Annotated in this window: 12 protein-coding genes; 2 read left to right on the top strand and 10 right to left on the bottom strand. The window is 55.4% G+C overall.

Annotated elements, in window-relative coordinates; translation table 11 throughout:
- Positions 1 to 27 precede the first annotated feature (27 nt).
- Complete coding sequence (locus WCO56_11320; protein MEI7730154.1) at positions 28 to 1,239, top strand: PQQ-binding-like beta-propeller repeat protein; 1,212 nt, start codon at positions 28 to 30, stop codon at positions 1,237 to 1,239.
- Between the two features lie 93 nt (positions 1,240 to 1,332).
- On the opposite strand, the gene WCO56_11315 is transcribed toward WCO56_11320, so the two are convergent.
- The 8 genes from WCO56_11315 to WCO56_11280 form a co-directional block, all read right to left on the bottom strand.
- Positions 1,333 to 2,049: a DNA alkylation repair protein gene (locus WCO56_11315; protein ID MEI7730153.1), complete on the bottom strand. Its 717-nt coding sequence runs from the start codon at positions 2,047 to 2,049 to the stop codon at positions 1,333 to 1,335.
- 15 nt (positions 2,050 to 2,064) lie between these two features.
- On the bottom strand, positions 2,065 to 4,602 hold the full coding sequence (locus tag WCO56_11310) for a pitrilysin family protein (protein ID MEI7730152.1): 2,538 nt from the start codon (positions 4,600 to 4,602) through the stop codon (positions 2,065 to 2,067).
- A gap of 122 nt (positions 4,603 to 4,724) precedes the next feature.
- A complete protein-coding gene (locus WCO56_11305) occupies positions 4,725 to 5,141 on the bottom strand; it encodes a Minf_1886 family protein (GenBank protein MEI7730151.1) in 417 nt (138 codons plus the stop codon).
- A gap of 227 nt (positions 5,142 to 5,368) precedes the next feature.
- Positions 5,369 to 6,634 carry an AGE family epimerase/isomerase gene (locus tag WCO56_11300; GenBank protein MEI7730150.1) on the bottom strand — a complete coding sequence of 422 codons (1,266 nt, stop codon included), beginning with the start codon at positions 6,632 to 6,634 and terminating at the stop codon, positions 5,369 to 5,371.
- 217 nt (positions 6,635 to 6,851) lie between these two features.
- The gene (locus WCO56_11295; GenBank protein MEI7730149.1) at positions 6,852 to 7,796 is read right to left on the bottom strand and encodes an ACP S-malonyltransferase; all 945 of its coding nucleotides are present in this window, start codon (positions 7,794 to 7,796) and stop codon (positions 6,852 to 6,854) included.
- Between the two features lie 32 nt (positions 7,797 to 7,828).
- On the bottom strand, positions 7,829 to 8,572 hold the full coding sequence (gene fabG, locus WCO56_11290) for a 3-oxoacyl-ACP reductase FabG (protein MEI7730148.1): 744 nt from the start codon (positions 8,570 to 8,572) through the stop codon (positions 7,829 to 7,831).
- Between the two features lie 277 nt (positions 8,573 to 8,849).
- Entirely contained in the window at positions 8,850 to 9,341 is a 492-nt protein-coding gene (locus WCO56_11285; GenBank protein MEI7730147.1) for a YkgJ family cysteine cluster protein, read from the bottom strand.
- 3 nt (positions 9,342 to 9,344) lie between these two features.
- A complete protein-coding gene (locus WCO56_11280) occupies positions 9,345 to 11,765 on the bottom strand; it encodes an MMPL family transporter (protein ID MEI7730146.1) in 2,421 nt (806 codons plus the stop codon).
- A gap of 220 nt (positions 11,766 to 11,985) precedes the next feature.
- On the opposite strand from WCO56_11280, the gene WCO56_11275 reads away from it, so the two are divergent.
- Positions 11,986 to 13,617: a recombinase family protein gene (locus WCO56_11275; protein ID MEI7730145.1), complete on the top strand. Its 1,632-nt coding sequence runs from the start codon at positions 11,986 to 11,988 to the stop codon at positions 13,615 to 13,617.
- Between the two features lie 325 nt (positions 13,618 to 13,942).
- On the opposite strand, the gene WCO56_11270 is transcribed toward WCO56_11275, so the two are convergent.
- Both WCO56_11270 and WCO56_11265 read right to left on the bottom strand, forming a co-directional pair.
- The gene (locus tag WCO56_11270) at positions 13,943 to 14,305 is read right to left on the bottom strand and encodes a hypothetical protein (GenBank protein MEI7730144.1); all 363 of its coding nucleotides are present in this window, start codon (positions 14,303 to 14,305) and stop codon (positions 13,943 to 13,945) included.
- A 137-nt stretch (positions 14,306 to 14,442) separates the two neighbouring features.
- On the bottom strand, positions 14,443 to 15,432 hold the full coding sequence (locus tag WCO56_11265; protein ID MEI7730143.1) for a WYL domain-containing protein: 990 nt from the start codon (positions 15,430 to 15,432) through the stop codon (positions 14,443 to 14,445).
- Positions 15,433 to 15,840: the final 408 nt, after the last annotated feature.

The raw sequence follows: 15,840 nt of genomic DNA, 5'->3' as shown, positions 1-15,840 counted from the left end.
GGTAATCTCCACGCCATGCAAACAAGTATGTTTAACAAATTAAAGATAGCGGCCATGGCCGCGTTGTTTTCGACGGCAATCGTTTCTGATGTCCAAGCACTCGATTGGTATCGCTGGCGCGGGCCGGACCTGAACGGCATCTCGAAGGAAACCGGCTGGAAAGCCGACGCGGCCAATAATCCGAAAATCCTTTGGAAGGCAGAAGTAGGGATGGGTTTTGCTTCTTTCTCTGTCAGCGAGGGCCGGTTTTATACCAGCGGCAACGCCAGCGAAACGGATACCGTTTATTGTTTCGACGCGAACACCGGCAAGGAAATCTGGAAACAGAGCTACGCGTGCGGATTGGACGCCAAATATTATGAAGGCGGCACCAGCGCCACCCCCACGGTGGATGGCAAGAATGTCTATACCCTGAGCAAACGCGGGCATCTTTATAGTTTTGATGCCGCAACCGGTAAAATCAACTGGTCGAAGAACATCGCCGAGGAAGTCGGTGCCAAGTTGCCCACTTGGGGATACGCGAGTTCCCCATTGGTTGAGGGAGACCTGTTGGTTGTGAATGTGAACAAAGCCGGGGTGGCGGTGGACAAGGCTACCGGCAACGTAGTGTGGAAAACCGAGCCGGACGCCGCCGGTTATGCGTCAGCGGTGCCGTTCGACAACGAGGGAAAACGCGCCTTGGCATTCTTTGGCAAGGAGACGTTATTCTCCGTGGAGCCCAAGACCGGCCAGATTTTATGGCAGCATCCGTGGAAAACCCAGTACGACGTCAATGCAGCAGACCCGATTTTCAACGGTAACCAAGTGTTTCTGTCCTCCTCATACGGCAAGGGTTGCACGCTGGTAGAATTCAAGGGTGGACAGACCAAAGAGGTTTACATGAATAAAAACATGATGAACCACTTCAATAGTTGCGTGTTGCTGGATGGTTTTTTGTACGGCGTCACCGGCCAATCCGGAAAGACCTGTCACCTGATCTGCCTGGAGTGGAAGACTGGCGAAATCAAGTGGCAGGAGGCGTCGGTGGGCCTGGGCTCGCTGATGGCGGCAGATGGCAAATTGATCGTCTTGGGAGCCAAGGGAGAACTGATCATCGCCAAGGCACAAACAACCGCGTTTGAAGCGATTTCACGCGGGCAAATTCTGGGTGGTAAATGCTGGACAGTGCCCGTGCTGGCCAACGGAAAAATCTACGCGCGCAATGCCGCTGGCAATGTCGTGTGCGTAGAGGCCAAGTAGCCGAGCAACTCCTATAGCGCTTTACTCTGTAACAACCCGTTGGGCGTAACATCGCCTGACGGGTTTTGCTTTGGGAACGAGACCAACCGGGGCCTAGGCCGCAGGTTTTACGCGCAACCAGGCCTGGCGTTGCGTTTCCGGGTAGCGCTCGATGGCATACCGCAGCATCGTGCGCGGCATGGCCAGAGCGTGTTGTTCGAGAAAGGCTGACAACACAACCACCTCGCGTTTACCCACCTCGCGCAGCATCCAACCGCACGCCTTGTGCATCAAATCATGCGGATCATTCAACAGACGTTCACACAGCCGCAGCGTATCATCGAACTGCCCGTGACGGATAAAGGTGAATGTGGCGAGCACCGCAATGCGGCGTTCCCATAAAAGTTCGGAGCGAGCCAAGTCATCCAGAAGCTTGCGTGGCCGGATCAACAGCCAACCACCCACGATTTGCGGCGCGGATAAATCCACCAGGTCCCAGTTATTGATGTAGCGGGTTTCGCGCAGATACAGTTCGAAAATCTTCTGTTGCATCGGCGGTTCACTCCGCTGAAAGCGGCGCACCAGAATCAGCAGCGCGAGCAGGCGCTCCTCGTGGTAACGGGAATGCAGAAGCTCGCACACCTCGGCCAGCGCCATTTCATCGCCCGATGGCACCAATCGGCGAATCGGCGGAACCTTGATGCCCAGGAAGACGTCGCCCGCTCCGTATTGGCCGGGCCCGGTTTTGAAAAAACGCTGTAAGTTGGCCGCTTGCTCCACACTGGCGGCAGTGTGCAATTGTCGGCGAATGTCAGGCAACGTGGTTTTCAAGGCCAACACCGTTGCTTATTCGGGACGAATAACGGCCACCACCATGCGATCCGGCGTCAGAAATTTTTGCGCGACATGCCGAATCTGCTCCAAGGTCACCGCCGCATAGCGAGCATCCTCGGTTTCGTGATTCTGGTACCCCAACCCGTAAAGCTCGTCCAAGGCAGCCACAGTGGCACAGTGTCCTAAATCCTGGCGACCAATTTTCTTCTGACCAATGATCTTGGCCTTGGAACGTTTCAGCTCTTCGTCCGTCAACCCCTCGCTGCAGAGGGTGGCGACTTCCCTGAGCATTTCGGCTTCGCAGACGCTGATTTTATCCGGCTCCGTCCCCGCGTAAAACGCAAAGAAGCCCGGCGTGAGTCCCAACATATTTTGCGCACCGACATAATAGGCGAGCCCGAGTTTCTCGCGAATGCGGGTGAACAATCGCGACCCCAGATCGCTGCACGACTCCTGGATCAATTCGAGCGCGAAACGATCTTCATCCAGCATCGTCGTCCCGCGAAAGCCGATGACCAGCACGCCTTGTTTTTTATCGCGAGTCTCGTCGAGCCGCAGAATTTCCGTCAGCGCCGCCGATGGCTGCAACGCCGGAATGTGCGCCTTGCGCTGCCATGCCGCGAGTGCTTTTTCCACCTCGGCACAGACCTCCCCGGTCTGGAAGTTGCCGTAAATGGAGAGCACACAGTTTTCTGGCGCACCAAGGTCCTGCCAGCACTTGGCCGCGTGCGCAGGCGTCAACTGCGCCAACCCCGCCTCGGTCCCCAAGGCATCATACCCATAACCGGTATCGCCAAACAGACCGCGCCGCATCATCTTAATGGCGCATTGCAACAAATGATCCCGCTGCGCGCGGATCGAGGCCAATTGCACTTCCCGTTCGCGTTCAAACGCCTCTGCCGGAAAAACGGGATTCAAAATCACATCGGCAAACAGTTCCAAGCCCTTGGAGAAATCTTCGCGCATCACTTCCATGCTAAGGCCAAGGGTATTATTGGCGCTAAAGGTGTCCAGACTGCCGCCCAGCGATTCGATTTCGCGTGCGATTTCATCCGCCCGGCGCGTCTTCGTGCCCTTGAGCAGCAGTTTGGCGGTCAGCAAGGAAATGCCGTTGGTCGCCGCGGTTTCAGAAAGAATTCCCCCGCGCAAGACGGCGCGGAATTCCACGAACGGAAGGCGGTGATCCTCCTTCAGCAGCAACCGCATTCCATTGGCCAAAACAAAGCTTTGGACGGGAGTGCGTGTTGCCGTATCCGCCATCAGGGCGACGCGCTGCTTGCTCCCTTCCGGAACGAGCGCATAAATGGTGCGATTATCCCTGGTCAGATAACCACGGGCCACGCGCTGCAAATCGGACGGTGTGATCTGCTTAACGGTTTCGAGATAGCGTGCGGAGAAATTAAGGTCGTTGGCCGCAATCCAGTTGCCGCCCAAATCCTGCCCCTGCCCCGCCATGGTCTTGCGGGCGGACAGCGTGCCGGCGATGAATTGTTTGACAGCTTTGGCGAGTTCCGCTTCGGAGGGTAATTCGTTTTTGAACCGCTCCACTTGCGACAACAGCGCTGCTTTAGCCGAGTCATATTTATCGGCTTCGATCATGGCGCTCATGCCAAACAAACCAGGATTACCGGGATTGTAGGTCCAGGCATCTGCGGATACGACCAGGCCTTTCTCGCGCACTTCCTGATACAGGCGGGAACTCCTTCCGGAACCCAGCAAGGTGGCCAGCACATCCAGCACGGGGATATCCGTATGCCGGACATCGGGAATGTGCCAACTGAAATGAACATGCGCCATCTCCACCGGGGCTTCCTCCACCACTTCACGCTCGGCGAGTTGCCGTGGCTCCTCCGGCAGGACTTCGGGCGGCATGGGACGGGCCTTCGTGTTCGCGAACGCGGCGCGCACCTGGGCGATAACCTCCTCCGCCTTGAAGTCGCCCACCACCACCATGAACAGGTTGTTGGGCGTGTATTTCTCGCGATAATAATTAAAAATATCTTCCCGCTTGAGTTCGTTAAAAATATCCGGGTAACCAATGACGGTAAACCGGTACGGGCTGCGCGTATAGGCGGTTTCAAACAGCCGACGGCCAGACCGTTGATTGGGATCATCCTGGCCCATGTCCATCTCACGGCGAATGACATCCATTTCCTTGGCCAGTTCCGCCTCCGGCAGGGTGGCGTGCTGCATGATGTCGCACAGGATATCAATCGCCACCGTCGCACCGGTGTTGGGCACGTCAATAAAGTAAACCGTGCGATCAAAGCTAGTGTAAGCGTTCATGTACCCGCCCGCATCATGGACCTCCTGGTCAATCTTGCCTGATCCGCGCGTCGTTGTGCCTTTGAACAGCATGTGCTCGAGTACATGCGAGAGGCCGGCCCCCAACCAGCGACCTTCATGAATGCTGCCAGTTTTGCACCAAGCCTGGGCAGACACGACCGGGGCGCTGTGATCTTCGCGGAGAATCAGCACCAACCCATTGTCAAGGTTGACCACCTGCACGCCGGGCGGCAAAGCGGGAACTTCATCATTATTTGTCATCATGGCATCAAATTCATGGCTGTAAGCGAAATTACGCTCGGAAACAAAACGTGTGGCAGGCTATTACTTCACCATCCCCTGCCCTCCAGCCAATGCGGCAAGCATGCGGGGAACAGCCCCTCAGGTCAAGCGGATGGCGCGGGCGTTGGCGGACATTTCGCGGCAGGCAAAAAGGGTTTCCGAAAGGCATCCTGAAAATCATATCCGGTCTGAAAATCCGCCCGGCTGTCCTTGTCGGTCTTGGCCAGCAATCCGGCCTCAATCATGTTGAACACGATGTCGCCAAAATCCTGGCAGCGGGTAATGCCCCAATCCTCCAGCACCGTGATCGCCATGGGGCCGAACTCGCGCAAGGCGTACTCACGAATGCCGATGAGCAATTGCTGGCCGCTGACGTGACGCAACTCATCCTTGGGCGCTTTGCCGCTGATTTTCTGCGTGTGATCCAGACCGGCGCGGACAAAATGATACGCCTCCCGCTCAAAACGCGGGTCGCGACTCACAATCTTGTCCAACTCTTCCTCAAAATTAATCCGCTGCATAATCAATGTGACTGCGCTACCGGAACCACCGTACGGGTTGGCAGATGGGATAGCCGCCAGTGTTTGACGATCCACCCCAATAACAACAGCAACAAGATAGCACCGATCAGCCCCCGCTGCTGCCGGCTCAACCAATTATCCAGCCAGCGCATAAATGACGGAGACACTTGTACGGCGACTTTTATTCTTGTCAATCATTCTCCACGCCAGGCTGGCGTCCCACTGGTTCAGTCCTTTTCAAACGCTTCCATGAACTTAACCATCGCGCGCACGTCGTGATAGTTCGCCTTCCACGCGTGCGCTTTGCCAGGGCTTTTTGGGTTTCCTTCGCTCGTCACGGTATCCAACCAGATGCCGTCGGGTGCGGTTTGTTTTTCCGCGATAAAACGAATCTGTTTTTCCAGGGCAGCCTCGTACATGGGATTCCATTTGCGCTTGAGGCCATCGGTCAAGGCGGCAATCAATTCCGCTTCCGCCCACCAGACTTTCTCCGTGGCAGTAGCAGGCTGGTTGTCTATTCCACGGGCATAGATGCCGCCATTGATCCAGTCATAACCGTATTTCAACGCATGTTCCAGATGGGCATTGAAATGGCTCCAGGACGGCTTGCGTCCCAAAACCAGCTCCGCGCGAATCATCAGCCAGGCAAACTCCACATTATGCCCATAGGACAGTCCGGCACTGGCTGGACGCGTGACGAGTCGCCAATCCGGTTGCCGGTGAAAACAGGATTTGCCCGCTTCCAACGGATAGAAATAATCCTGATTCAAACGCAAGCATTCCTCCAACGATTTTTTCACCTCCGAATGATGGGTAACGTCATATAGTTCCGTAAGGCATTCCATCAGGTGCAGGTGCGTATTGGCGCTTTTGTGACCACCCAATTCGACCACGATGGTTTCATCATGCTGCATGAGGGGAGTCCAATCCCGTTTGAAATGTTCAAACCATCCGTCATTGTTGGCATCGTGTGAGCGCTGTTGAATCGAACGATACAGCTCCATGGCACGGTCAATGGGTTCCTGGCGGCCACTGGCCCGGGAATACTCGACCATGGCATAGATGACAAAGCATTGGCCGTAGAGAATCTTGCGATCATCGAGGATTTTCCCGTCGGTGCCCAACTTCCAGTAATAGCCGCCATTTTCTGGATCGCGAAAATGCTCCAGCAGGAATCGGTAGCCGTGTTCCGCCGCTTTAAGATAATTGTGCTGTTTGTCGCTGAATCCCTTTATATCAGCATGAGCGAATCCCCACACCATGCGGCTTTGCGTCACCAGGCTCTTATCCGTGGCGACCTGGCGTCCGCTCAGGGCGTCCGCCAGCAGGTAGCCACCGTGCTCCCGATCCATGGTGTCATACCAGTACGGCATGATTTTTTCCGCCAATTGTTTGCGATACTCTTTGGCGTAATCCTGGAGCGTCGCGGCTTGCCCCGCAATGCCCAGCCAAAGCGCGCACCCAGCGATCCAGATTGTCCGATTCCGTTGCATGGGACTACTGTAAACAACTTCAAATCCCGGGCAAGTGAAACATGCAGGAAATCCGAAGACCGAATATGACAGGATTAACAGGATGGACAGGATAAATCCAAAACCGAAAGCAGCACTACTGACCATCCATTGATTACCCGATCTAACGCCCATTTCGGAATTCAATTTTCGGATTTCTTTCGGTATTCGGTGTTCGGTGTTTAGGTCCAACTGGAACTTACGCCGTCTTTTCTTCCACACTCGCGGCGGCCAGTTCCACACCACGCAAATTATTCACATTCACAATGCAAGTGGCTTCATCAAAACCATTGATGCGCGCCAACCCGGACAGAATGCGGCCTGGGCCGACTTCAAAGAGCTGCACCGGTTGTTTTGCTTTCAGACAGTCCATGCTGGCACGCCATTGCACGGGTTCAGAAAGATTACGGATCGCCAAATCCCGGATGTGCGCCGGGTCGGTTTCCCAACTGGCCGAGGCATTCAGCAGCAAACCGATCTGCGGCGCATTAAAATGAGTGGCTTGCAGCCAAATGGCAAACTGCCGTTGCGCCTCCCGCATGAACGGGCTGTGCCATGGCCCGGCCACCGGCAACACCCGGCAATGCCCCAGCCGGGCACCTTGAATAAACCGGACGGCTTCCTCCAAAACCACGCGTTGCCCGGAAATCACCATTTGCTCGGGCGCGTTGTCATTCGCCACCGTCAGGCGTTCACGCCAGCTCGCCGCAGTCAACTCCTGCAACAGCGGATCGCGTTGCCGGGTGGTGACGGCCACCATGCCGCCATCCACCTTGACGGCAACCTCATCCATGTATTCACCACGGCGGGCCGCCATGTCCACCGCTTCCTCGAACGTCACCACGCCGGCGGCGGCCAGCGCCGTGATCTCTCCGAGGGAATGCCCAAGCACGCCTTGGGGATGAATCCCACGCACCGCGAGCTGCCGGAAATATCCCAGCGACACACAGACCAACAACGGTTGGAGATGGCGGGTTTGGACGAGCAGCTTTTCCGGCCCACGCAGGCAGATGCGCTGGAGATCGGCATGAACGTGGTCGCTGGCGCGTTGCACCAACCCCTGAAAGAACGAATCCGACTTGAACAAGTCGGCCGCCATGCCGACCTCCTGCGACCCCTGGCCCGGGAAAAGGAAAACATTCATGCAGCAATCACTGGTCCAAAGCGGCAACCAGATCAGGGCGCGGTGGCTGTAAGACCGCCATCCACCACGATCATTTGCCCCACGATGTACGACGCGGCTTCGGAGGCCAGAAACGTGACGACGGAAGCGACCTCGGCAGCCTTGCCAAAGCGTTTCAGGACGATGTGTTCCAGATTGCGTTCCTTGATTTGCCGCGGCACTTTGGCGGTCATGTCGGTTTCGATGAACCCCGGCACCACGGAATTCACCCGAATCCCCTTGCTGCCCAGTTCCGCCGCCAGCGAACGCGAGAAAGCGAGCAACGCGCCCTTGGAAGCCGCGTAATTCGCCTGCCCCATCACCCCCACCAGACCGGAAATCGAGGCGAGATTAATGATCACGCCGCGCCGCGCCCCCAGCATGGGACGGCTAATGGCTTTGCACCAGCGAAACGCGCCGTTCAAATTCGTGTCAATCACCTTGTTCCAATCATCGGCGGACATAAACAGCAGAAACATGTCGGCGGTGATCCCGGCATTATTGACCAGCACATCAATCTTGCCGGCCTCCGCAAGAATACTGGCCACCGTCGCATCAATGGCTGCCGCATCAGTTTGTGAACATTGAATGGCCTTGGCCCCGGCGGCTTCCGCCACCAGTTTCGCCTGGTCTTCCGCCTTGTGATAGGTGAAGAACACTCGCGCCCCTTGGGCGGCAAAGCGTTCCACGACCGCCCGGCCAATGCCGCGCGATCCACCGGTTACCAGCACTACTTGTCCCTCAAATTCTCGGTTCATAATTATTCATTCTTGCCGTCCATGGGGTAAGTGATGGCCATGAATTAGTCAAGGCTTATGGCAAAGTACTCCAAGAGTAGCCCAAAATTACACCAGCGTGGGCGATGTCGTGGTGGCGTCCGGAAAGGGGGGCCGGACCACCGGAAAACCGCCTCGCGGCCACGATTTGGAATTACCGCCCGAATAGTCGTCGAATTCAGGAAACGCTCCATTCCGCAATCCGCATTTCCCCAAGTATCCGGCACTCTGGCACATGTGTCCGGCGGGAAAACACCAGTTAGCGAAACTCGTGGGCCAGGAATTCTTCAAGCTTTTGGCACGCGGACCAAAGATGGTTACGACAGCGCACGGCGGCGGCGGATTGACTGAAGTCCCAAGGCTGAGCCAGCATCGCCTGATAGCGCTGGCTCAGGGGTTGCGCGGTTTCCGTCGCGCCTAATTGGCGCAATCGGCGTTCCACGGCGGCCATCAGGCGACGGGCTTGGCGGATGCGCTGAAGGGCCTGGGCGGGAGATAATTCCCCGCTTCGCACGTTCAATAGCAGCCGGCATTCAAAGGCGCGGCAGCGTCCAGGACGGTCGGCGTAGCAGCGGCACCATCTGCCGTCAAAGGCCGGACACGGCTGCGGCAGCCGCCAGGTTTTCCCATGACGCGACGCGGGGAAACCGAGTTGCCGTAACTTCCAGGCCGTCACGGCGGAGCGCAACCGGACATCGGCGAACAAGCCACCGTTGCAACACAGCCCGCATTGGCCACACAGCTCGGTCATACGCTATTTCTTCCCGGTCAACTTGGCCCACCAGGTCGGCAGCAGGAAAACGGAGATCAGCATATTGGCGCCGATGCCGACGGCGCAGACTTTGCCCAGACTGGCCATCCCGGCGTTGCCGGACCACGCCAGGGAACCAAACCCGGCCACCGCCGTAGCCCCGCATAGCATCAACGCACGGCCCACCGAGCGCCGGGCCTGGATCAGGCTGCCGTGATAACGTCGCAAGGCGAGCTGCATGAAGATGCAGTAATCCACGCCAGTACCGAGGATGAGCGGCAGCGCCATCAGGTTGAGCAGATTCCAAGACCAACCAGCCAGCCCCATCGTGGCCAGCAGGCAGAGGCCACTTAGCAGGATCACCGCGATGCCCAGCAGCACTTCCGTAAGCCGCCGGAACGCGAACAGGAGCGAGGCCAGCACCAACAGCACCATCGGCAACACCAACTGCCAGAGATTTTGGCGTACTTTGTTCAACGTGGCCGCGCCCAGTAACTGCCAGCCGGACAACCAGACCTTCTGGTCCGGCAACCGGGACAACAGATCCAGCCGCGCCGCGCCAGCCACTTGGTTGGTGGCGGGATACACCAGCCCCAGCACCAGCCATTCGTTTGTCGGATGAGCCACAAACCGTTTCAGCAGCCATTGGCTCGTGGCGTTGGTGGGCCAGAGCACACCAGTCGCGCCATCCAGGCGGGTAAAGGTGCGCAGCATTTCCGCCGTGAGAAACAAGGCGTTGGTGGAGAAGCCCTCCTGCAAGGCCGTCGCCGTAAACAACGGTCCCCGGCTCGCCAACACGCGCGCGGCGGCCTGGTTGGACGCCTGGCAATCCGGACGCGGCCACAACATTGAGGGCAATAGATACCCGCCGATGTCCTGCCGCGCTTGCGCCTCATTCAGGAAGGTCTCGGTTTTTTGCAGCCGCTGAGCGACGTCGCGTTCGTCCGCGCCGGCGACAATAATCCACAGCGGATCCTTGGGAACGCCCAACGCCGCCTGCATCTCTTCAAGCGCCGCCTCCGCTTCACTCTCCATTGGGCGCAATGGATCGGCGCTTTTATCCAGCACCGGATGCTTGACCACCACCACGATGGCACACGTCACCAGCAACACCGCCGTAATCGCCAGCACCCGTCTCGAATAATCGGGCAGCGCGGAATCGCTCGGCACCTCGGCCGTGGCAAAAGGATTGCGCCGAGGAGCGCCGGCCGGTTCGGACGGCGGCTTAAGCCGATGAGGAAACAGCGGTGGCAGATAAGCAAACACCATCACCAGCGCGGCCAGCGCCACGCCAATGGCGACGAGCGACCCAAGCTGCGCCAGGCCAGGCAACCCCCCGAAGTTCAGCACCAGAAACGCGCTGATGGTGGTCACCGCCGCCCAAATGATGCTGGGCGCAATCGCCCGGCGAATCTCTGGTATTGTGGCGTGTGGATGCGCCAGCGCTTCCTGGTAATGGACCACCGCGTAATCCACCGCGAGCCCCAGGAGAATCGCGGCGAACCCCATGCTGACGACGCTAATACTTCCCAGCACCAGGCTACCGACGGCCAGGGTGCTGACCAAGATCAACGCCAGCAGCACCAACAACCAGAGCATGGGCATCAGCCGCCGGTGCGCCAGCCAGAACAGAATGCCGATCAGCAGCGCCGTCCCGATCACCGAGCCGCTCATATCCCGCTGCATACTGCCCGCAATCTCCGTGACAAACGCCGGACGCCCGGTAAAGCGGATGGTCACCCCTTGCCAATCCGATTGACTGGCCCGCAAGTTCCCCACCAGCTCACGTACCGCCGCCAGCCACGGTTCGCACGCCTGGTAACTCGTCAGGTCCTGACTCGCCTGCACGTACAGCACGCGGAACGTACCCTCGGCGGAAGCAAACATCGCCTGCGAATTCTCGAAAGAGGCGCCGCCGAACCCATTCGTGCCGGGCAGATGAATCAGATCGTACGGATCAAACGCGCGCCGGGCGATGTCCATGGGGGAAAACGACGTGGCCAGCACCTCGCGGGAATTGGCCAGCACCGCTTTCAGGTTGCCGGGCGCCAGGCGGTTGGTCAGTTCGGCAAAGGCCGCAGGCTCCTGGTTCAAGCGCATGAAGGCAAGAATCTCCGCCATCTCCTCCGGGTGCTCCATCCAAGGCGGCTGCCACATCACGCTGGCCGCCAGGTTCGTGGCCGCGCGCAGCCGTAGCGCGACGGTTCGGGCCACCGCCTCCGCCTGCTCGGCAGTGGGAGCTTTGACGGTCACCATGAGTTCTCGCGCATTGGCGAAATGCTGCTGATACAATTTCAGCCCTTGCACGGGGATTTCCGTCGGCGGCAGCAGATCGAGCACGTCCGTACCCAAGCGCAGCCGGCTCAATCCGATCCCAACAATCGGAATGAGCAGCAGCCAAAGCCAGTACCGCGACCATTTCATGCCCACAGGAAACCCAATAACTGCTCGCGAGGCGAGCAAAACTTGTCATTCCGGTTTTCTGCGGCATCTTGCCGGTATGAAATTTGGCGCTCACATGTCCACCAGCGGCGGTCCGTACCGCGCATTGCAACGCGGCCTCGGCATCGGGTGCGAGGTAGTTCAGATATTCGTGAATATTTGTGTTGTATGACCTATACATTTATGGTAGGTTTGCTTTGCTATGAAACGAGCATACAACTACGTCAGGTTCAGCAGTCCACCGCAAGAGTGGGGTGCCTCAGAACGTCGCCAAGATGATGCCGCTAAGGCGTATTGCGCCAAAAATGGCCTAACCCTCGTTGAAAAGTACATAGACAAGGGCGTTAGTGCTTGGAAGGGCAAGAACAAGAAGAACGCACTGGGAGAGCTTGTTAAGGTTTTGACTGCTGGGGATTACCTTTTGGTGGAGGATGAGGATAGAATAAGCAGGGAGAATCCATTAACTGCTGGCAACTTCCTGCTAGAAATCGTCAAGAAGGGCGTCTCTATCGTGACTGTGAAAGACGGCAAGATTATCACCGAGAAGAATTTCTTTGAGCCAAACGTCTTCCTGCCAACGATTCTGAAAGCAATGTTGGCCCACCAAGAGGATAATAAAAAGTCAGACCGCCTTTTGGACGCATGGGAGGAAAGGCGACAGGACATCATTAAAGGCAAGGACAGGTTTGGCAAGCTCCCCTTCTGGCTCAAGAGGGACAAGAACACCAATGCGCTCATTCGCATACCAGAGGCAGAGAAGGTGGTAAGGGATATTTTTGAGATGTGCAATAATGGGATGGGTATTAGGACTATCGCAGCGAATCTAATTAAAACCAATACGCCAACCTACAGAACATCCAAGGGAAAGCCAACCAACTGGAATATATCAACGGTCAAGCATGTCTTAAGCTCTCCTACGGTGTATGGAGCCTACCAGTCTCGCCGCAAAATCAATGGCAAAAAGATAAACGAGGGTCCACTGGTTGAAAACATCCTGCCAGTGATTGTCCCCAAAGATAAGGTCAAGGTTATACAGGACAAGATTTCGCGCAGAAAACATTTTGGAACACGGGGGGTTATTTGCGTCAATAACATTTTCAGCAGGATAACAATATGCCACCATTGCCACTCCACTATGGTCTATACCACTAAGGGAAAACATGGCTATCTGACTTGCAGCAAGTTTCACGAAACAAAGTCCTGTAAGGCTGGTGTCATCAACTACGCTGTAATAGAAAAGGTGATTCTTGGGACATGCATTTTCGCGCTAGAACAGTTTGCCCCCTTCCTACCATCTCAAGACCCCTTGGTCGCCAATGATGCCTCTGTGACCCTGAAAGCACAACTGGCAGAGGCTAAACGCAAGAGCCAGAATATTGCAAAGCTGTTGGTTGAATTTCCTGATTCTGATGACTTCAAGACCCAGTACAGGGAAATGCAAGAGCAGCAAAAATTAATCACCCAATCCCTTGAAAAGATAGATTTGCAGGGCATCAAGGTTGAATCTATTGGAGAAGAGTGGGCAGAATTCATCAATAACATGCTTGAGGGAAAATTAAACAGACTCAAAGCTAGAGAGATCTTCCGTGATGTTATCAAGACTATTGACGTTGAATTTAAAGAAGGCCGTTTTACCATCAATTGGGTATCAGAAAGGAAGCCAGATACCTTTGAGATCAAACAGACCTTTCGTGGGTGCAAGCCTGCCATTTGGCACTGGAGAGCTAAATGGGGTTGTATTAGCGATGAGTGGACCGAGTGGCGAAATGTAGCCATGTTTAACACCTTGGCCCAAAACAAAATTGGCACTAAATCAGTCTCGCTTGGCTATTGATGTCCAGACGTTGTCACACTAGCGGTCATTTAAATAAAGCAATGCGGGACTGGATACGATGAAGCAAAATCATCGTCAAGGACTTCATAAACCCCTGTTGCTTACTGCGGCTGTCGTTTATGCACCAGTATCACCACTCCCCTACTCTTCCCTGAACACGTCCCCACCCAACCTGCAAGCGGTAGTCGGAGCCATAGCCATAGTGTGTTGTGATCAGCTAGATAGTCAGCGACTGAGGAGATTCATGCGTTGCCTGTAATAAAGTGCGTGTCGTTTGCGATAAACCACATGCTGCGAGCGCAACCTGAGTTTGACGACCTTAAGCTCAGCGTTTCTTGAATTTGGCTTCCTGTTTTTTTTGATAGGCTTCCACATCCCGGTTGTAAGTCTCCATTGCCCTGTCATAGTTTTTGCGCTCAGCTTCCAGTCTATTCTCTGCGCTTTGGAGGCTGCTTTCTGCCATCTTCAAGCTAGACGATGCAACGCTCACCTCGTAGTCCTTCTTTGCCTTACTCACGCGGGTTTGAGCTTCGCGGTAGTTGCGCTGGGCTTGCAAAATATCACTTTCTCGCTGGCTCAGATTCGTTCGGTTTGGAATACGAGGCGGGGCGGTTTGAGCCGAAGCAACAACCACGACGGCAAGGAGCACCATTACCGCAGCAAATCTTGGTTTCATGATGCTAAACATAGTCAGTTGCGCCGGTGCGTCAATGTTAAATTAAGATGGCATATGGGGCGGCCACCTTCAAAAAATCGATGTGAACACCCAGTGCGCCACGCTCTGTTTAAATTGACCTGCCTAATCGTATCTACAGCAGAGGGGACTCATTTATATCGTTGCAACAGGTCTTGTGCCATGGAGCGAATACGTTCCTGCACAGCCTTTGGTCGAACTACCGTCGCATGTGTTCCCCAGCCCAATACCCAACGATCAATCTCCTCGATGCTGTTTAAGCGCATAGTCAATCGAGACCCACTCCCCGGTAATTCCTGGAACTGTTGACTAGAGTGCCAATGCCGGCCACGTATCAGGTCCGTCGCCCAAGCATCAAACTCAATCACCACCTCGTAATCATCATGCCCTTTATACACCGAGAAGCTACCGCGCAGGTATTCATCGGCATCAAATTGCTTGGGCATCTTGAACCGGGCTGACAACAACTTCGGCTGTGTCAATCGGCCCAAGGCAAAAGTTCGGATAGCCTGCCGATTGACATCAAAGGCGAACAGATACCAATGATTCTCAATGCAGGCGAGATGGTAAGGATGGGTCAGCCGTTCCTGTACAGTTTTAGCTCCCAGGTTCTTATACCTGAACTTTAGTGCCCGCCGCTCCCTTAATGCACGGGTGATGATCTGGAAGGCGTTCAAATCAGCGTCTTCCGGAGCAAAGGGACGGAATGACAGGGCAGCACCAAAGTTATCCAGCGAGTACCCTTCCTGCTGATTAAGTTGTCCCGTGATCTTTTGAAAAGCCATTTCCAGCGGTTGTTGAAAAGGTGTCCCGTGGTATTGGGCAATGGCTTTGTGCGCGACTAGCATAGCAAACATTTCCGCCTCACTGATCTCGACCCGGGGAAACTGATCTACTGACTGCGTGTAATAGAACCCATATTTGACTGCATCATACTCAATCGGTAAATGCAGCCGATCCTTCATGAATTGCACGTCGCGCTTCATGGTTCGCAAGGATACCTCCATCTCCCTGGCCATCTGCACACAATTAGGATATTCCCCCTGCTGAATCTTTTCATGGATCTGCATCATCCGTTCCCAGGGTGGCCGGGTATAGCGTACGTTTTTCGTATTCTTCATAAAGACTTGATGGACTGTGCGTTGGGAGATTGATAGCAGACCGTAAAAAATTCTCAATAAAAAAGTACCCAGGGTCCGTAATTGGCACTCCCCTGGTAGTATGGTTTGCGTATGAAACTGAACATGGATGAATCCAAGCGGTCGTTTCTGAAGTGGCTGGTGGCTGTTCCTATGTCGGTTGCTGCGGCCATGGTTCAAACCAGACGTGCGAGTGAATTAATATGGAGCGTAAGAAAACTGATTTATTGCTCAGACGTTTATTCTATTCGCCAAATAAAAATTGAACAAGGGCAAGTTGGTTGCGAAGCTAAACCGATGCGCCCTTCAGTCATGCGCGCGTGCGTTGAAAAAAGAGTACATTATACTTGCGCATCTATTACACCTGCCATAGGCTCTTACATATGCAAT

Source organism: Verrucomicrobiota bacterium, from assembly GCA_037139415.1.
In the GTDB taxonomy this organism is placed as follows: Bacteria; Verrucomicrobiota; Verrucomicrobiia; order Limisphaerales; family Fontisphaeraceae; genus JBAXGN01.
The sequence above is the reverse complement of the archived record's forward strand: the minus strand, read 5'-3'. Positions and strand labels throughout refer to the sequence as shown.

Excerpts from the sequence above, each read along its gene's own strand:
- WCO56_11320 (MEI7730154.1), top strand. The coding sequence starts at position 28 with ATGTTTAACAAATTAAAGATAGCGGCCATGGCCGCGTTGTTTTCGACG.
- WCO56_11310 (MEI7730152.1), bottom strand. The coding sequence starts at position 4,602 with ATGATGACAAATAATGATGAAGTTCCCGCTTTGCCGCCCGGCGTGCAG.
- WCO56_11305 (MEI7730151.1), bottom strand. The coding sequence starts at position 5,141 with ATGCAGCGGATTAATTTTGAGGAAGAGTTGGACAAGATTGTGAGTCGC.
- WCO56_11300 (MEI7730150.1), bottom strand. The coding sequence starts at position 6,634 with ATGCAACGGAATCGGACAATCTGGATCGCTGGGTGCGCGCTTTGGCTG.
- WCO56_11295 (MEI7730149.1), bottom strand. The coding sequence starts at position 7,796 with ATGAATGTTTTCCTTTTCCCGGGCCAGGGGTCGCAGGAGGTCGGCATG.
- fabG (MEI7730148.1), bottom strand. The coding sequence starts at position 8,572 with ATGAACCGAGAATTTGAGGGACAAGTAGTGCTGGTAACCGGTGGATCG.
- WCO56_11285 (MEI7730147.1), bottom strand. The coding sequence starts at position 9,341 with ATGACCGAGCTGTGTGGCCAATGCGGGCTGTGTTGCAACGGTGGCTTG.
- WCO56_11280 (MEI7730146.1), bottom strand. The coding sequence starts at position 11,765 with ATGAAATGGTCGCGGTACTGGCTTTGGCTGCTGCTCATTCCGATTGTT.
- WCO56_11275 (MEI7730145.1), top strand. The coding sequence starts at position 11,986 with ATGAAACGAGCATACAACTACGTCAGGTTCAGCAGTCCACCGCAAGAG.
- WCO56_11270 (MEI7730144.1), bottom strand. The coding sequence starts at position 14,305 with ATGTTTAGCATCATGAAACCAAGATTTGCTGCGGTAATGGTGCTCCTT.
- WCO56_11265 (MEI7730143.1), bottom strand. The coding sequence starts at position 15,432 with ATGAAGAATACGAAAAACGTACGCTATACCCGGCCACCCTGGGAACGG.